The sequence below is a fragment of the Bradyrhizobium sp. UFLA05-89 genome (assembly GCF_059803475.1).
The window spans coordinates 79,593-95,456 of record NZ_JBANBA010000019.1 but is presented as its reverse complement, the minus strand read 5'-3'; the positions used below and the strand labels follow the sequence as shown (position 1 = coordinate 95,456).

The 15,864-nt window shown below is 64.2% G+C and carries 22 protein-coding genes; 14 read left to right on the top strand and 8 right to left on the bottom strand.

Annotated features, from left to right (window positions below; translation table 11 throughout):
* The first annotated feature begins 30 nt into the window (after nt 1-30).
* The 6 genes from SO139_RS13135 to SO139_RS13110 all read left to right on the top strand — a co-directional run bounded on the left by SO139_RS13135 (nt 31) and on the right by SO139_RS13110 (nt 4,905).
* Nucleotides 31-1,227 (top strand): ABC transporter substrate-binding protein, encoded by a 1,197-nt coding sequence (locus SO139_RS13135; protein ID WP_449383440.1) that lies wholly within the window; start codon nt 31-33, stop codon nt 1,225-1,227.
* Complete coding sequence (locus SO139_RS13130) at nt 1,212-2,204, top strand: YVTN family beta-propeller repeat protein (RefSeq protein WP_449383441.1); 993 nt, start codon at nt 1,212-1,214, stop codon at nt 2,202-2,204. The genes SO139_RS13135 and SO139_RS13130 overlap by 16 nt, the downstream gene beginning before the upstream one ends.
* Nucleotides 2,201-3,010, top strand: a complete 810-nt coding sequence (locus tag SO139_RS13125) for an ABC transporter ATP-binding protein (RefSeq protein WP_449383442.1) — start codon at nt 2,201-2,203, stop codon at nt 3,008-3,010. The genes SO139_RS13130 and SO139_RS13125 overlap by 4 nt, the downstream gene beginning before the upstream one ends.
* Complete coding sequence (locus SO139_RS13120; protein WP_449383443.1) at nt 3,007-3,855, top strand: ABC transporter permease; 849 nt, start codon at nt 3,007-3,009, stop codon at nt 3,853-3,855. Before SO139_RS13125 ends, SO139_RS13120 begins: the two co-directional genes overlap by 4 nt.
* On the top strand, nt 3,852-4,466 hold the full coding sequence (locus SO139_RS13115; RefSeq protein ID WP_449383444.1) for a hypothetical protein: 615 nt from the start codon (nt 3,852-3,854) through the stop codon (nt 4,464-4,466). Before SO139_RS13120 ends, SO139_RS13115 begins: the two co-directional genes overlap by 4 nt.
* 136 nt (nt 4,467-4,602) lie before the next feature.
* Nucleotides 4,603-4,905, top strand: coding sequence for a copper-binding protein (locus SO139_RS13110; protein WP_449383445.1), 303 nt, complete (start codon nt 4,603-4,605; stop codon nt 4,903-4,905).
* Between the two features lie 20 nt (nt 4,906-4,925).
* On the opposite strand, the gene SO139_RS13105 is transcribed toward SO139_RS13110, so the two are convergent.
* Nucleotides 4,926-5,486: a PQQ-dependent catabolism-associated CXXCW motif protein gene (locus SO139_RS13105; RefSeq protein ID WP_449383446.1), complete on the bottom strand. Its 561-nt coding sequence runs from the start codon at nt 5,484-5,486 to the stop codon at nt 4,926-4,928.
* Between the two features lie 52 nt (nt 5,487-5,538).
* The gene (locus SO139_RS13100) at nt 5,539-6,423 is read right to left on the bottom strand and encodes a substrate-binding domain-containing protein (RefSeq protein ID WP_449383447.1); all 885 of its coding nucleotides are present in this window, start codon (nt 6,421-6,423) and stop codon (nt 5,539-5,541) included.
* Between the two features lie 144 nt (nt 6,424-6,567).
* On the opposite strand from SO139_RS13100, the gene SO139_RS13095 reads away from it, so the two are divergent.
* On the top strand, nt 6,568-7,494 hold the full coding sequence (locus SO139_RS13095) for a quinoprotein relay system zinc metallohydrolase 2 (protein ID WP_449383448.1): 927 nt from the start codon (nt 6,568-6,570) through the stop codon (nt 7,492-7,494).
* Between the two features lie 49 nt (nt 7,495-7,543).
* Nucleotides 7,544-8,368, top strand: a complete 825-nt coding sequence (locus SO139_RS13090; protein ID WP_449383449.1) for a quinoprotein dehydrogenase-associated SoxYZ-like carrier — start codon at nt 7,544-7,546, stop codon at nt 8,366-8,368.
* 143 nt (nt 8,369-8,511) lie between these two features.
* On the opposite strand, the gene SO139_RS13085 is transcribed toward SO139_RS13090, so the two are convergent.
* On the bottom strand, nt 8,512-8,871 hold the full coding sequence (locus tag SO139_RS13085) for a hypothetical protein (protein ID WP_254104406.1): 360 nt from the start codon (nt 8,869-8,871) through the stop codon (nt 8,512-8,514).
* Between the two features lie 85 nt (nt 8,872-8,956).
* Here SO139_RS13085 and SO139_RS13080 point away from each other — a divergent pair, with 85 nt between their 5' ends.
* From SO139_RS13080 to SO139_RS13060, 5 genes are read left to right on the top strand one after another with little or no spacing between them, the layout of a single operon-like run.
* On the top strand, nt 8,957-9,937 hold the full coding sequence (locus SO139_RS13080; protein ID WP_449383450.1) for an ABC transporter substrate-binding protein: 981 nt from the start codon (nt 8,957-8,959) through the stop codon (nt 9,935-9,937).
* Nucleotides 9,938-9,939: 2 nt separating this feature from the next.
* Entirely contained in the window at nt 9,940-10,677 is a 738-nt protein-coding gene (locus SO139_RS13075; RefSeq protein ID WP_449383451.1) for an ABC transporter permease, read from the top strand.
* Nucleotides 10,667-11,395 carry an ABC transporter ATP-binding protein gene (locus tag SO139_RS13070; protein ID WP_449383452.1) on the top strand — a complete coding sequence of 243 codons (729 nt, stop codon included), beginning with the start codon at nt 10,667-10,669 and terminating at the stop codon, nt 11,393-11,395. The genes SO139_RS13075 and SO139_RS13070 overlap by 11 nt, the downstream gene beginning before the upstream one ends.
* Before the next feature lie 45 nt (nt 11,396-11,440).
* Nucleotides 11,441-12,238, top strand: coding sequence for a pentapeptide repeat-containing protein (locus SO139_RS13065; RefSeq protein WP_449383453.1), 798 nt, complete (start codon nt 11,441-11,443; stop codon nt 12,236-12,238).
* A gap of 25 nt (nt 12,239-12,263) precedes the next feature.
* Nucleotides 12,264-12,611, top strand: a complete 348-nt coding sequence (locus SO139_RS13060; RefSeq protein ID WP_449383461.1) for a hypothetical protein — start codon at nt 12,264-12,266, stop codon at nt 12,609-12,611.
* A 9-nt stretch (nt 12,612-12,620) separates the two neighbouring features.
* Here SO139_RS13060 and SO139_RS13055 read toward each other — a convergent pair whose 3' ends face one another.
* The 4 genes from SO139_RS13055 to SO139_RS13040 form a co-directional block, all read right to left on the bottom strand.
* Nucleotides 12,621-12,857 (bottom strand): hypothetical protein, encoded by a 237-nt coding sequence (locus SO139_RS13055; protein WP_449383454.1) that lies wholly within the window; start codon nt 12,855-12,857, stop codon nt 12,621-12,623.
* A 164-nt stretch (nt 12,858-13,021) separates the two neighbouring features.
* A complete protein-coding gene (locus SO139_RS13050; RefSeq protein ID WP_498540158.1) occupies nt 13,022-13,891 on the bottom strand; it encodes a DUF6662 family protein in 870 nt (289 codons plus the stop codon).
* Between the two features lie 276 nt (nt 13,892-14,167).
* Nucleotides 14,168-14,248: a pyrroloquinoline quinone precursor peptide PqqA gene (gene pqqA / locus SO139_RS13045; RefSeq protein ID WP_035663753.1), complete on the bottom strand. Its 81-nt coding sequence runs from the start codon at nt 14,246-14,248 to the stop codon at nt 14,168-14,170.
* A 256-nt stretch (nt 14,249-14,504) separates the two neighbouring features.
* Nucleotides 14,505-14,831, bottom strand: coding sequence for a hypothetical protein (locus SO139_RS13040; RefSeq protein ID WP_498540157.1), 327 nt, complete (start codon nt 14,829-14,831; stop codon nt 14,505-14,507).
* 147 nt (nt 14,832-14,978) lie between these two features.
* On the opposite strand from SO139_RS13040, the gene SO139_RS13035 reads away from it, so the two are divergent.
* A complete protein-coding gene (locus SO139_RS13035) occupies nt 14,979-15,245 on the top strand; it encodes a hypothetical protein (RefSeq protein ID WP_498540156.1) in 267 nt (88 codons plus the stop codon).
* Between the two features lie 28 nt (nt 15,246-15,273).
* Here the strand turns inward: SO139_RS13035 and lanM are convergent, their stop codons facing one another.
* Nucleotides 15,274-15,666: a lanmodulin LanM gene (gene lanM / locus SO139_RS13030; RefSeq protein ID WP_449383458.1), complete on the bottom strand. Its 393-nt coding sequence runs from the start codon at nt 15,664-15,666 to the stop codon at nt 15,274-15,276.
* Nucleotides 15,667-15,864: the final 198 nt, after the last annotated feature.

Here is a 15,864-nt window from a genome sequence, read left to right as displayed (position 1 = left end):
CTAAGCCGGGGAGGACGACAAGGAGGAAACATGATCCGATGGTTGGTCGGCCTGATCGGCGCCAGTCTTTTTGGCGTTGGTCTTGCGGCAACGCAGGCGCTCGCGGCCGAGCCTACCGAAATCGGGATCGGCTATCTCGGCGTCGCCGGCACCAAATCGACCCTGTCGCTGGTCGAGCAGCCCGCGGAGAATGACGGTGTCGCCGGCGCGCGGCTTGCGATCGAGGACAACAATACCACCGGAAAATTTCTCAACCAGCGCTTCAAGCTCGAGGAGCATCGCCTGAAGGAAGGCGAGGATCCGGTCCAGGCCGCGGCCGCGCTCGCCGAGCACAACGGTTTCATCATCGCCGACCTGCCGGCGGACGCGCTACTGAAAGTCGCCGACGGCGTGCGCGATCGCGGCACGCTGCTGTTCAACGCCGGCGCGATCGACGAGCGGCTGCGCGAGGCCGATTGCCGCGCCAATGTCATCCATGTGGCGCCGACACGCGCGATGCTGGCGGATGCGCTCGGGCAATATCTGGTGTGGAAGCGGTGGTCGCGCTGGCTGCTCGTGGTCGGCTCGCATGATGAGGACAAGCTCTATGCCGATGCGCTGCGCCGCGCCGCGACGCGCTTCGGCGCCAAGATCGTGCAGGAGCGTACCTTCGAGGACACCGGCGGTGCGCGCCGCACCGATAGCGGCGTGACGCTGATCCAGCGCCAGATGCCCGTATTCACGCAGCAGGCTCCGGCCTACGATGTGCTGGTCGCGGCCGACGAGAGCGAGGTGTTCGGCGCCTACCTGCCTTATCGTACTTGGGACCCCCGTCCGGTCGCAGGCTCCGCCGGCCTCGTGCCGAGAAGCTGGGACGCGGCGCAGGACCAATGGGGCGCCACACAGATGCAGAACCGTTTCATGAAGCTGAACATGCGCCGCATGACGGCGCTGGACATGCAGGCCTGGACCGCGGCGCGCATGATCGGCGAAGCGACCTCGCGCACCAATTCCGGTGACGTCAAGAAAGTCACCGATTTCATCAAGGGGCCGGATTTTTCCGTTGCCGCCTTCAAGGGAACGCGGCTGACCCTGCGCGACTGGAATTTGCAGCTCCGCCAGCCCATCCTCCTGGTCGACGGCCGCATGGTGGTGTCGGTATCGCCGCAGGAAGGCTTTTTGCACCAGGTCTCCGAGCTCGATACGCTCGGCTATGATCGCCCGGAGAGCAAATGCAAGTTGAAGTGAGGACGACGACGATGCGCATGTGGGGTGTTGGCCTGCTCTCTGGACTGGTGCTCGCGGCCGCGCCCGCCCATGCGTTCATCGCCTATATCTCCAACGAGAAGAGCAACACCGTCAGCGTGATCGACACCGAGAGCTGGACGGTGACCAAGACCATCAAGGTCGGCCAGCGCCCGCGCGGCATCGAGTTCACGCGCGACGGGAAATTCGTGATGGTCGCGGTCGGCGACGACGACACCATCCAGGTGATCGACGCCAAGACGCAAGGGATCGTCGACACCCTGCCCTCCGGCCCCGACCCCGAACTGTTCACCCAGGATGCGAGCGGCAAGGTGCTCTACGTCGCGAACGAGAACGACAATACCGTGACCGTGATCGATCTGGAGAAACGCGCGCGGATCGGCGACATCCAGGTCGGCGTCGAGCCCGAGGGCATGACGATCAGCCCCGACGGCAAGACGCTGATCAACACGTCCGAAACGACCAACATGGCGCATTTCATCGACACGGATTCGCGCCAGATCGTCGGCAACGTGCTGGTCGACGCGCGCCCGCGCTTTGCCGAGTTCAAGCACGACAGCTCGGAGCTCTGGGTCTCCTCGGAGATCGGCGGCACCGTCTCGATCATCGATCCGAAAAAGCGCGAGGTGATCGGCAAGGTTACGTTCGAGATCCCTGGTTTGCGGCGCGAGGCGATCCAGCCGGTCGGAATCGGCATCACCAAGGACGACAAGACCGCATTCATTGCACTGGGACCGGCGAACCGCATCGCCGTTGTCGACACCGCCACGCGCAAGGTGACGAAGTACCTACTGGTCGGGCAGCGGGTCTGGCACATGGCGTTCACGCCGGATGAAAAATATCTCCTCACCACCAACGGCGTGTCCAACGACGTGTCGGTGATCGACGTCGCCGCGCAAAAGGTGATCAAGACCATTCAGGTTGGCGAATTGCCCTGGGGCATTACGATCGCGCCATGACGACACCTGCACCTATCGTCGCCTCGACCGAAAGCGCGCCGCGACCCGCCCCGGCCGCGGTGCCGGCACTCTCGATCGACGGTATCAGCCATGCCTATGGGGCGCGCCGTGCGCTGATCGACGTCTCCTTCACGGTTGCGCCCGCGAGCTTCACGGCGCTGCTTGGCCTCAACGGCGCGGGCAAGAGCACGCTGTTCTCGCTTGTTACGCGGCTGTTCGGAATCCAAACCGGCCGCGCCGGCATTTTCGGCCATGACATCAGCCGAAACCCCGGCGAGGCGCTGCGGCTGCTAGGCGTCGTGTTCCAGCCGCGCACGCTCGACCTCGATCTGTCCCTGACGCAGAACCTGCTCTATCACGCCGCGCTCCATGGCATCAGCCGGCGCGAGGCCGGCGCGCGTAGCGCCGAGCTGCTCGGCCGCATCGGGCTTGCCGATCGCGCCGGCAACAAGGTGCGCGATCTCTCGGGCGGGCAGATGCGACGGCTCGAGATCGCGCGTGCGCTGCTGCACCGGCCGCGCCTATTGCTGCTGGACGAGCCGACCGTCGGCCTCGACGTCAAGGCCCGCGCCGACATCATCAGCCACGTCCGTCAACTCGTAACGGATCAGGGCATCGGCGTGCTCTGGGCGACGCATCTGTTCGACGAGATCACGGCCAGCGACGACCTCGTGGTGCTGCACCAGGGCAAGGTGCTGGCGAAGGGACCGGTCAGCCGCGTGATCGCCGAGGCCGGCGCGCAGGATGTCAATTCCGCCTTCATGCGGTTGACCGGCGCGCAGACGATGCCCGGAGCTGGCGCATGAGCAGCATCACCGCACAGGACACACCGCGCGGCTTCCCGCTCTCGGCCTACATGACCTGCCTCACCGGCATCGTCTGGCGCGAAGGCCTGCGCTTCCTGCATCAGCGCGAGCGTTTCGTGTCGGCCCTGGTGCGGCCTCTGGTCTGGCTGTTCATCTTCGCCGCCGGCTTTCGCCAGGTGCTCGGCATCTCCATCATCCCACCCTACGAGACCTACATCCTCTATGAGGTCTATATCGCACCCGGGCTGATGGCGATGATCCAGCTCTTCAACGGCATGCAGTCCTCGCTCTCGATGGTCTATGACCGCGAGATGGGGAATATGCGTACGCTCCTGGTGAGCCCGCTGCCGCGCTGGTTCCTGTTGTTCTGCAAGCTGCTCGCCGGCACCGCGGTCTCGCTCTTGCAGGTCTACGCGTTCCTGGTCATTGCCTGGGCCTGGGACATCACGCCGCCGCCACTCGGCTATCTCACGGTGTTGCCGGCGCTGGTGCTGTCCGGTCTGATGCTGGGATCGCTGGGGATGCTGATCTCCTCCGGCATCAAGCAGCTCGAAAATTTCGCCGGCGTGATGAACTTCGTGATCTTCCCGATGTTCTTTGCCTCATCGGCCCTCTATCCGCTGTGGCGCGTGCAGGAAGGCAGCCCGTATCTCTATTACGTCTGCCAGGCCAACCCGTTCACCCATGCGGTCGAACTGATCCGCTTTGCACTTTATGGGCAAATCAACTGGATCTCGCTGGCGGTGGTCGCGACCTGCACAATCGTCTTCATGATCGGCGCGATCTATGCCTATGATCCGTCGCGAGGGCTGGCGCGGCGCGGGCCCGCGGGAGGCGAAGGATGAGATTTCGGATCGTGACCATAGCCGCCCTGACGCTCGCGGCATCGACCGCGGCCTCGCGGGCGGCTGATCCGCGCTATCCCGACTGGCCCTGCACGCAGGCAAAAGTCCCGGAAGTCTCGCTCGCCGCGGTCTGGGCCGGGCCGCCGCTCGACGACGTCCAGGACAAGTGGAAGGACAATGCCAAGGTGAGTGCGCTGGTATCGAAGCTGGCAGCGCGCAAGACACCGCTGGATGACGCCGAAAAATCCGTGAAGGAGTTTTTGGCTAGCTCCGCCTCCGACAAGACCACGAACGCAAAGCTCCTGTTCGCCGGCCTGTTCGACACGCTCAATGCCCAGCGCTCCTCGGTGATGAATGGGCTCGAGCGAGTCAGTCGCAAGCAGCGCGAGGCCGCCGACAAGGTCCGCGACGACACCATCGAGCTCCAGAGCCTGCAGAGCGCTACCCCACGCGACGACGCCAAGATCGACGCGCTGTCCAATCAGCTGATCTGGGAAACCCGCATCTTCGAGGACCGCCGCAAGGTGGTGCGCTTCGTCTGCGAGGTGCCGACTGCCATCGATCAGCGCCTGTTCGCGCTCGGACGCGTGATCCAGCAGGAAATGGAATAGTCAGCCTCGCTGACGCCTGTGCGCACAAGGTTCCCGCTGGCCGGCGGGAACCATGGACCTTTGCCATACTGTCGGCCGGAACCAAATCTATTTAAGATCTCTTGTCGAAGTGGATTCTAGACGTCGGGAGGCCTCGATGGGAACAGCAAAACTCCTTCTCGCCAGCGCTGCGGCCATCGGCATGCTCGCGTCGGCGGCCGTCGCCGAAGACAACATGAACGGAATGATCACCAAGATCGACCGGCTCAACAGCACCATTTCGATCCAGGAGGTGCAGGGCGGCACGGTCGGCGCCAATGGCGGTGCGACTGGCCCGGTGCAAGAGTTCAAGGCCAAGGATGCAGGCATGCTCGAGAGCGTCCATGCCGGTGATCGCGTGAGCTTCTCCACCGACGCCAACGGCTCCAAAACCATCACCAAGCTGCAAAAGGCGAAGTAGCGGCGCCTCCCGCAGGCCGGCTATTTGCCTTCGTCCGGCCGCGGCTCCGGCTGCGCTTCTGAAGTTATGAGCCTGGCGCGTTCCCAGCCGTCGGTGCCCTCGGGATACCAGGCGACGTTGGCGTAGCCATAGGCGAGCGCGCGCTTGGCCGCGTTCCACGACATCCAGCAGTCGGCGAGGCAGTAGATCACCAGCAGCGCCGATTTGCTGCCGTGCGAGGCGCGTTCGAGGCCACGGCGGAAATAGTCGTCCATCGCGGGCGGCAGCGCGCCGTAGCCGGTGTCCGGCAGCCAGATGCTGCCAGGGATGTCAAAGCGCGGCGTATCGCGCCAGACCGTCCCCGCGGGAAGATTGGGCTTCGGCGGACGCGGCATCACGTCGATGAAGGCGCCGCTCTTCTCATGCCAGATCGCCTCCGCCTCCGCCGTCGTCAGCACGCGCGCGCCGGCAAGCGTCGCCGGCACCGGCGCGCGGTAGTTATCGGTGCGATAGCCCTCCGGCTCGAACGGCTCCTGCTGCTGCGCGAGCGCCGGCGCCAGAAGCGTTGCGACAACGAGCGCAGCGGCAAGATGCCGCCTCATGGCGATATGCTCATGTCGATTTCGTCACGGCGATTTCGTCATTGCGATTTCGTCATTGCGATTTTTTGGCGGTCTCCGCACCGAGCGGGCGATCACTCTCATCGAGCAGAGGCACGCCGAAATCGACCAGGATCTTGTTGATCTCGGCCTGATTCTCCTGGATCAGCCGGTTGAGCTGCCGCTTCCAGTTCTGGTCGGGGGGACGCACGCCCATGCCGATGCGATAGACGAGCTTCGGCCCGGTGGTTTCCTTCACCAGTGGGGTGACGTGGAGCGGCTGCGCGGCCTTCTTGGCGTAGAAGCCGGCCATCGGGCCCCACAACACGCCGGCGTCGATCGTGCCGGCAGTGAGATCGTCAACCATCGCCTGCGCCGAATTGTCGAAGCGCGTGTCAATCATCAACGGATAGGGCTTTGCGTTCGCCATCAGGCCCGCGATCGCCATGTTGGTCGCCGGCGGGGTGCCCGCGATGATGCCGATATGCTTGCCCTTCAGCCGCTCGTCCTCGAGCGTATCGACGTCCTCGAGCCCGCTGCCAGGCTTGGCGACGAGCGCATAGGAGGTCCGGTAATAGGGATTGGTGCCCTGGACGAGATCGTCACCTTGCGGAAAGCCCATGATGACGTCGCAGCGATGCGCGCCCAGCGTCATGCGCACGAAACCCGTCGCCTGCGGGAAGAAGACGTAGTCGAGCTTCTTCTGGAGTTTCTCGGCGAAGAATTCCGCGAGCTTGTTCTCGAAACCTTCGCCTTTCTCATTTGAAAAAGGCAGGTTGCGCGGATCGGCGCAGACGCGCAGCACTTTGGGATCGACCAATTCGAACGAGAGATCGCCGCTGTCAGTGGTCTGCGCACGCGCGACGCCACCAGCGACAGATAGTGCAGCAATCGCCAACAGCGAAAACAACCAGCGACGATGTCGTCCGGCCTCCGTCATCGCGCTTCCTCCTGGTTTCTTGATTGAATGCTATCCATGGATCACTTTACGCGCCATGGTTGGCGAAGTTTCTGGGTGACTTCGCTTGATGACTCGACTTGTTGCAGTGCAACGCCGCGCGATGTTCGGAACTGAGGCGTAAAGATGGCGCATGTCGCTCGGCTGATCGCGGTGCTAGCCCTGTTGGGGCTGTCGACGCTAGCACGCGCAACCCCACCTGAATTGCCTGTGAGCGAAGTCGCCCCCGGAATTTTCGTGCACGCCGGGTCAATTGCCCTGATGAATTCCGAGAACGAGGGCGCCATCGCCAATGTCGGCTTCATCATCGGCAAGGACGCGGTCGCGGTGATCGACACCGGCGGCAGCGTCCGCGAGGGCGAAGCACTCGTCGCCGCCGTGCGGGCGCAGACCGACAAGCCGATCCGCTACGTCATCAACACCCACGGCCATCCCGACCACGTCTTCGGCAACATGGCCTTCGCGCGCGACGGCACGATCTTCGTCGGCCATGCGAAACTCCCGCAGGCGCTTGCAACACGCGGGCCGTTTTATCTGGACAGTTTCCGCCGGACCATGGGCAGCGAGCTGATCGATCCCGTCAAAATCGTGCCGCCGACGCTGCTCGTCACCGATACGCTGCGGCTCGACCTGGGGTCGCGCAGTCTCATCCTGAAGGCGTGGCCGGCTGCGCACAGCGACAACGACCTGACGGTGTTGGACGAGGCGAGCAAAACGCTGTTTGCCGGCGATCTCGTCTTCCTGCGCCATGTTCCCGTGATGGACGGCAGCATCCGCGGGTGGCTCGCGGTGCTTGGGCAGGTCGAAAACCTGCCCGCGCAGCGCGTCGTTCCCGGTCACGGTCCCGTGAGCGACTGGCCCGCAGCGCTCGCCGACGAGCGTCGTTATCTCGAAACCCTGCTCGCCGACGTCCGCTCGCTCAACCAAAAAGGCGAGTCGATCAGGGCGGCAGCGGACAAGGCGGGCGCAAGCGAGCGTGGGCGCTGGCAATTGTTCGACGACTACAATGCCCGCAACGCAACCGCAGCATTTTCGGAAATTGAATGGGAGTAGCAGGAGCGCTACGCTGCCGCCCTGCTTCGTCACTGCGAGAGCCGCGCGCATGATCAAACATTCGCTTTGCCTGACCTTTGCGGCCGCACTGCTCGGCATGGCCCTCGCGGCACCGCCTGCGCGCACGGAAGAGGCTTATGATCCCTGGCCGGGTCTCGTGCAGGACATCTTCAACAACCGTCCGATGAACGACGGCAATGACGTCATCGGCATCGAGATGCCATATCGGGCGGAAGACGCGGCCATCGTGCCGGTCACGCTGCGCGCAAAGCTTTCGCCCGGCGACAACAGGCGCATCCGCGCGATCACGCTGGTGATCGACCGCAACCCGGCACCGATGGCCGCGAAGTTCGAGCTCGGGCCAGATGCCAACGTGTCGGAGATCTCAACGCGCGTGCGCGTCAACAACTATACCGACGTCCATGCGGTCGCCGAGCTCAGCGACGGGCAGCTCTACGTGAGCAAGACCTATGTGAAAGCGTCCGGCGGCTGCTCCGCACCGGCGGCGAAGAACGCCGAGGAAGCCAAAAACCGGCTCGGCCAGATGCGCTACCGGCAATTCGCGCGAGCGGACGAAGCGCCCGCCAGCCGGATCCGCGAGGCACAGATCATGATCGGCCATCCCAACAATTCCGGCTTGCAGATGGATCAGGTCACGCAACTCTACATTCCCGCCTTCTTCGTCAACCAGCTCGGGCTCTGGCAGGACGACAGCCTCGTGCTGGCGGTGGAAGGCGGCATCTCGATCTCGGAAGATCCCAACATCCGCTTCACCTACGTCTCCAACGGCGCAAAGCATTTTCGCGCCGAGGCGACGGATACGGACGGGCACGTGTTCCGGAACGAATGGGATGTCGAGAAGCCGGGGATGTGATTGGCCCATTACGGGACGCCGAACCCGCCTCTCGTCATGGCCGGGCTTGTCCCGGCCATCCACGCCTTACCTCACGGCACAGAGAACGTGAATGCCCGGGACAAGCCCGGGCATGACGACTACGGTACGCATCTGCTCTAGAACTAAAAACACCTCACCTCGGCTTCGGCCTGGGCGCGCCTCAAATCGTTGACGGCTGATGTCGCCTGCTCGGAGGTGCGAAACTGAGTGCCGAGGTTTCCACGTACCTGCGACATGCTGAGCGCGGTTTCGGCGGTGACATATCGTTCATAGGGCACGATCGAGGCGACGACGTCGATCGAGCAGGAGCATTGTTCGATCGCCTGCCGGGTCTCACCATTGGCCTTCATACAACCATAGACGTATTCGGCACGCGCCGCGGTCGGATAATCATTGGCCTCTTCGGCCCGCGCGGCCATCGCGGTGGCGGCTAGCACGGCCAGAGCGGCGACAATCGGTCGTAGCTGTCGTGCTGAGATCATCTCCGTCCTCCCGTGGTTGCGATGGAAACTATGCTATGCCTATTGTTCTGAAAAGCACGCGTCTTAAGGAAATGGCCTGGAAGTGATGGGACGCCTGGTTCGAATATTGGCCGTATCGATTGCTCTCGCGCTGACGCAAGGCGGGACCAGCCATGCTGCGGACACAATCCGCCTCGCGGTGCAGAAAACCGGGACATTCTCCTGGGAACTGTCTGCGATCCGCGACCAGGGCCTCGACAAGGCCGCCAATCTCTCGCTCGAGGTTACCGAGCTTGCGAGCACCGAGGCCGGCAAGATCGCGATGCGCGCCGGCAATGCCGACATCATGCTGTCGGACTGGCTATGGGTATCACGTGAGCGCGCGCTCGGCGCCAAGCTCACCTTCTATCCCTATTCGAGCGCGCTCGGCGCGGTGATGGTGCCGGCCACCTCGCCGATCAAGACGCTTGCGGATCTGAAGGGCCGCAAGCTCGGCGTCGCCGGCGGCGCCATCGACAAAAGCTGGCTGCTGCTACAGGCGCGGATGAAGCAGGACGGCATCGATCTCAAATCGGACGCGAGCATCGTCTATGGCGCGCCGCCGCTGCTCGCCGCCAAGGCGCTCGACGAGGAGATGGATGCGAGTCTCAATTTCTGGAATTTCTGCGCCCAGCTCGAGGCCAAGGGCTTTCGTCGCCTCGCCGGCATCGAGGAGATCTTGCCGAAGCTTGGCGCCAAGGGACCGGTCGCCGCAGTCGGTTACGTCTTCGACGAAGGCTGGGCCGCGAGCCATCGCGACCTGTTGGCGCGCTTCATCGCGATGACGCGCAAGGCCAAGGAGCTGCTGACGACCTCGGATGCGGCATGGGAGAAGGTCGCGCCGCTGACCGGCACCAGCGATCCCGTCCTGCTCCAGGCCTATCGCAGCCGTTATCGCGACGGTATCCCACACCGGAGCATCGATGACGAAGAGGCCGATGCGCGCGTGCTCTATCGCGTGCTCGCCGAGGTCGGCGGCCGCGAGCTGGTCGGGCCGGCACCGGAGCTCGATCCCGGGACCTTCTATCATGCACCAGGCGGAGACTGACGTTGCTGCGTCTCGTCTCGTTTGCCCTATTCCTCGCGATCTGGTGGATCGCGGCGCTGTTCGTCGGCGGCGCAAAGCTACCCTCGCCGCCTGCAGTGCTCAACGTGATGATCGCGGAAGCGAGCTCTGGCGCGCTGTTCCTGCATCTCGGCGCGACGCTGGCGCGCGTCACGCTGGCGTTCGTGCTGGCGATGTCGCTCGGCAGCGCGATCGGTTATCTCATGGGCCGCAACAGGCTCGCCGACCGGCTCGGCGATCCCTGGCTGATCCTGCTGCTCAACCTGCCCGCGCTGGTCGTGATCGTGCTGGCCTATATCTGGGCTGGCCTTACCGAAGCCGCCGCGATCGCGGCGATCGCCATCAACAAGCTGCCGACCGCGGTCGTCACCCTGCGCGAGGGCACCCGGGCGCTCGACCGCTCGCTCGACGAGATGGCGACGGTGTTTGCGATGTCGCGCTGGCGCACCTTTCGTCATGTCGTGCTGCCGCAGCTTGCGCCCTTTGTCGCCGCTGCCGCGCGCTCCGGCCTGTCGCTGGTCTGGAAGATCGTGCTGGTCGCCGAACTCCTGGGACGGCCGAATGGCGTCGGCTTCGAGATCGGCGTCGCCTTCCAGCTTTTCGACACCCCGCGCCTGCTCGCCTATTCGCTGAGCTTTGCGGCCGTCGTGCTCGTCATCGAAACCCTGCTGGTGCAGCCGTTTGAAATCCGCTCAACCCGGTGGCGGCCCCGTGCGGCTTGAAGTCGACATTTTAGGCAAGACCTTCACGAGCGTGGCGGGCGGCACGCACGAGGTGCTCGCGCCGGTCAAGTTCTCGCTCGGTGCCGGCGAGGTCGGCGTCCTCGTCGGCCCGTCCGGCTGCGGCAAGAGCACGATGCTGCGCATCATCCTGGGTCTCGACCGCGATTTCCAGGGCGACATCCGGCGCCCGCCGAACGCGCGCATCGGCATGGTGTTCCAGGAGCCGCGGTTGTTGCCGTGGCGCTCGGTCGAGCAGAACGTGCGGCTGGCGGCGCCCGAGGTCGACGACGTCAAGCTTTCCGAACTGTTCAAGATCCTCGAGCTGGAAGCCCATCGCAGCCACTATCCCGGCGAATTGTCGCTCGGGCTTGCGCGTCGCGTCGCGCTCGCCCGCGCTTTCGCCGTCGAGCCCGACCTGCTGGTGCTCGACGAACCCCTGGCCTCGCTCGACGACGCGCTGGCCCGCCGCTTGCGCGAGGAGATCGCCACGCTGGTCGCAAGCCGGCCGGTGATGACACTCCTGGTCACGCACAGCCTGGACGATGCGGTGCGCCTCGGCGACCGCCTGTTCTTCCTGTCGCCGCGGCCTGCGCGGATGCTGGCCGAGGTGCCCATCGGGATCCCCCGTGGCGCGCGGGGCGAGGCCGAGATCGCCGCGATCAAGGCCGGCCTCGCGCGGCGAACGCAAGGTGAGCGCGCCGGGCGCGATGCCTCATAGGCGGCCGCACCGCCCGCGTGCTAGACAGGCGTGAAGCGGAGCCTGATGATGAAGGCAACGATTGTCCTGACGACGTTCGGCCTCGCGCTCCTCGCGCCTGCGGCAACCGCGCAGGACATGATGCGCGACGTCGACCTCACCTCGCCCGCGATGGTCTCGGCCGAGATGAGCCGGCCGGAGGTCGAAGCCGTGCTGGCCAAGGCGAGCGCAACCGCGCCGGCCGATTTCACCGGTAAGCGGCTGTCGGGCCTCGATCTCTCGGGGCTTGACCTCTCCGGCGCCATCTTCCGCGCGGCTCGGCTCAACAAGGCGAAACTCGTCGGCACACGGCTCGATCGCGCCATTCTCGACCAGGCCTGGCTGCTGGAGGCCGACCTCACCGGAGCAAGCCTGAAGGGCGCCAATCTGTTCGCCTCCCAGATGGCGCGCGCCCGTCTCGATGGCACCGATCTGACCGGGGCGCGCATCGCCGCCGACCTTTCCGGTGCAAGCCTGATTGGTGCGTCCATCGCGGACGCGCAGCTCGGCGCCGATATGCGCAACCAGTCGATGGGGCTGATGCGAACCGTGCTGCGCTCCGCGAAGCTTTCGGGGCTGAACGCACGCAACGCCGACCTCTCGCGCGCCGATCTCGAATTCGCCGTGCTCAAGGGCGCCGACCTCACCGGCGCTTCGCTCAAAGGCGCCCAGCTCGGCGGCGCGGATCTCAGCGGCGCAACCGTCATCGGCACGGATTTCGAGGGCGCCGATCTCGTCTCGACCAGGCTGATCGCACCGATCGGGCTTGACCGTGCGAAGAATTTCGACAAGGCAAGGAACGTCGAGCGCGTCATCAGAGAATGACGGCAACCGGGAGGAGCGGCTGATGATGCGTTGGTGTCTGGCTTTGATCGTGGTGGTGGCATATGCCGGCGAGGCCGCCGCGCAGGGTAAGGGCAAAGGCATCCGGCTCTGGAATCTGACCTCGGAGACCATCTCGGGCTTCCAGCTCTCGCCGGCCGGCAAGACCGAATGGGGGCCGAACCAGACCTTGAACGACAAGGACAAGGAGGTCGACCACGACGAGCGGCTCCGCATCACCGGCGTCGAGCCCGGTCGCTACGATGCCAAGGTCAGCTATCCCAATTCGCGGAGTTGCGTCGTGCGCGATATCGAGATCAGGGCGGACGCGGTGTTCTCGATCGCCGACAAGGACCTGAAGGACTGCACCAAATAGCGTGGCAGCTCAGGCGAAGGGCTTTGCTCCGCCCGCATCCGCCTTGTCGTTGCTGTGCGGATACTCGCAGCGCCATCGCACGGCCTGCCACTTCGGGTGCTCGCCGACCCATTGCGCGATATAGGGCGGCGCCGCCATCGCACATTGCGCTGGCGACCCGCCATAGGCGAACACCAGATGCTGCTCCTCGCAGGTGGCCGGCGAGAGCACCGCACAGACAGTCACAATCAGATCAATCGGATTCATGTCTGAAAGCCCTCATAGTCGCCAAGAGATAGCATAAGGGCTACGTCCGACGCAGCCGGAAGTTTCAAACCGGCGTGAGAATGCAGCGCGGAACCCTCCCTCGCTCCTTCTCCCTTGCATGGGGGAGAGGCGCACCTCCCATGTGGACGTGCTTCGGTCCAAGTCTAGAAGTTGACACCGAACACCAATCGCGCCTGGTGGCGCTCGAAATTGACGAGGTCGAGATTGGCGCCCGTCCCCGCGGGACGTCCCCACACCTGCGCGCTCCAACTCGCCGTCAGGCGCGAGCGCTCCGAAAGCTGAAAATAGGCGGTTGGGCCGACGAACAGCGCCTGGCCGGCGAGGTCGCCGAGCCCGATGCCCTCATACTGCCGGAAGTAACGCAACTCGCCGCCGAGCAGGATGTTCGGATGCACACGCACCATGCCGGCGAACGCCGCACCGATGGTGGAGTTCTTGTCGGATATGTCGGGAATCTCGAACCGCGTCCATTCCGGCTGATAGATCAGGTTGAGCGCGCCGATCGCGAAATTGGGAATGATCTCGCGGTCGAATGCGAGGGTGAAGTCGGTGCCGTAGCTGCGCGCCTTCGCGCCCGTCATTTCATCGATGCGCTCGCCATGGCTTTCCGCGGCGATGGTCATCCCGAATGGCGCGTTCTCGCGATCGAGCAGGCGATAGCGCAGGTCGAGCGAAAATCCCTGAAAATTGAGCTGACGGCGATCGTTGATATCGGGGACCCCGGTGATGTCGTGCAGTGCGACGCTGCTGCCAATCTCGACGCGGAAGTTCGGCAGCGGCACCAGCTCGATCTCGACCTCCTGACCGACCGCGCGGTACGTCCCGCCGCCTTTGCCGAACCGCCCCGTGGTCTGGCTCTGGAATTCGCGCTCGCCGGGATTGCCGACATCCGATCCGATCATGAAGCCGAAGATGTGCTCGGTATCAAAACCCTCCTCGGCGTGCGTGCAGAGCGGCGCGAGCGCGATAGCGCATGCGACGACAATCAAAACCCCATGTGCAATTCGCCGCATCCCCGCTCCTGCAAGCGCGCGCCGCTCCAAAAGCGGCAACAGCGCTGACCAAGCGGCAGCGTAACACACTGCGGCGACGGTTGAGTCGAGATTTTGGAGCGTGATCGTCAAAGCCGGCCCGGGTGTGGCTTCAGGCCAAGAGACTTCAGAGGAGAGTGACGACTTCAGGGAGGAGAGCGATCAATTCGACATGCGTCGAAACATCGGGGCTTGCTGACACTGCCACGGCTTCAACGGTGTTGACCGTTGAAGCCGCGGCAGGTCGTCAGGATGGTCTTACTTGCGCGAAGCGCAGGCGTACATGTTGATTTCCATGCCGACCGACACTTCCACGATCTTCGGAGCTTTCCAAGCCATTCGGGGTCTCCCAAGGTATTGAGCGCGACATCGCGCGAGGCAAAACCTAGGGCTGCATCGCCGATCACGCAAGCCTGTAATCGCGCGCTGAACATCACTTGTTCGATTCTTCGCAAACCTAGTTCTCTCTCGGGCAAAACGCCTTCACTTTTGGGCAAACGCGCAGGCAGCCTTGTGCGATGCATCGGGAGGCCTTCCCGAATCCGATGCGCCGGGAGATTTTCCCGACACGATGTCGGCCGGTGTCAGCACATCCTCAACAACCCTTGTCGGCTTTTTGCGGATTGGCCTTTGCGCCTTCCGCGCGCTGTGCCGCAGTCGGCTGGCTCTGCATCTGCCGCTGCGCATCTTCCGACGACGCCGCCGTTTCACCGCTGGCGCGATTCATCGTGCTGGTCGGCGGATGCTGACTCGTATCATTCGCAGAGCCTTGCGACTGCTGCGCCGAGCCGACGGTGACTGGACCCGAGCCTGCGTCCTTGTCGGTGGATGCGTTGCCGGTGTTGCAGGGACCCGCGATCGCGCTGCCGACACTCAGGGCCACGATGGAGCATGCAGTCAAAATCAGGCGTTTGGTGTTCATCTCGATCTCCTCTCCTCCCCGCTGCGCTGCCCCGGCGCGATGCGGGATGTCGCGGGAGAAACAGGTCGGCGCGTCCCAGGTTCCGGGTGGCGGGACAGAATTGATTGCGATGTAGTCGCACCAATGAAAGGGATCTCGGAGGGATTCATGGCCACGTTCCGCGGACGATTCCTGATTTCACTGCTCGTTGCGAGCCTTGCATATCGGGCGATTGCTGGTGAGCGTCGCGATGAGCGATCCGCGCCGCCACCGGGCACGACGACAACGCAGACCAGCAAGGCAACTCTCACTGGCAAGGAGCGGCTCGGCCCGAAATGGACGGATGAACAGCGGATCGATGATTGCAATGTGCCGCCCGAGAAGCGCGGCGCAAGGCCGCGTCCGATCGCCTGCCCGAACGCACTGACGAACTAGACGCAAGCCTGAAGCCGCAATCAGACGCTCATTTGAGGAGCCGTAGCAGAGCACGTCCCGCGGGCGACTTCAGCTCCTTGGCGTCGAGCGTGCCATCCTTGTCGGGGTTGGCGGCGTTGAAGCGCTGCTCCACGACGGCGAGATATTCGTCCAGTGTCAGCGTTCCGTCGTGATCCGGATCGGCCGCTGCGAGCTCCTTGGCGGTCAACCGTCCGCGCAGCTCGCGCGCGTCGAGCGTGCCGTCATGATCGGGATCGAGCTTGGCGAACACCGCAGTTGCGGCCTTCTTCACCTCGGCGAGATCGAGCGTGCCGTCATTGTCCGTGTCGAGCATCTTGATGGCGTTTGGGGATGCCGACCAGGCCGGACCACCGAGCAACGTGCCTGCAACTGCGAATGCGATGGATCGACGCGATATCATTGAAACCCTCCCTGCTCGAGCGTCCCGGCTCGCCCATGGAATCGAAACAAGTCGCCAGCCGGGCCATGGTTCGAACTCTACGCGCCTCGTGGTGAACACGCAAAGCTGGCAACGCATGGCGGGCAATCTTCGTGCTGCGGAATTTCTCGCTCGCGTTCTTGTATGCAGTGCGGAATGGCAAGCAGTTTACCAGGAGTA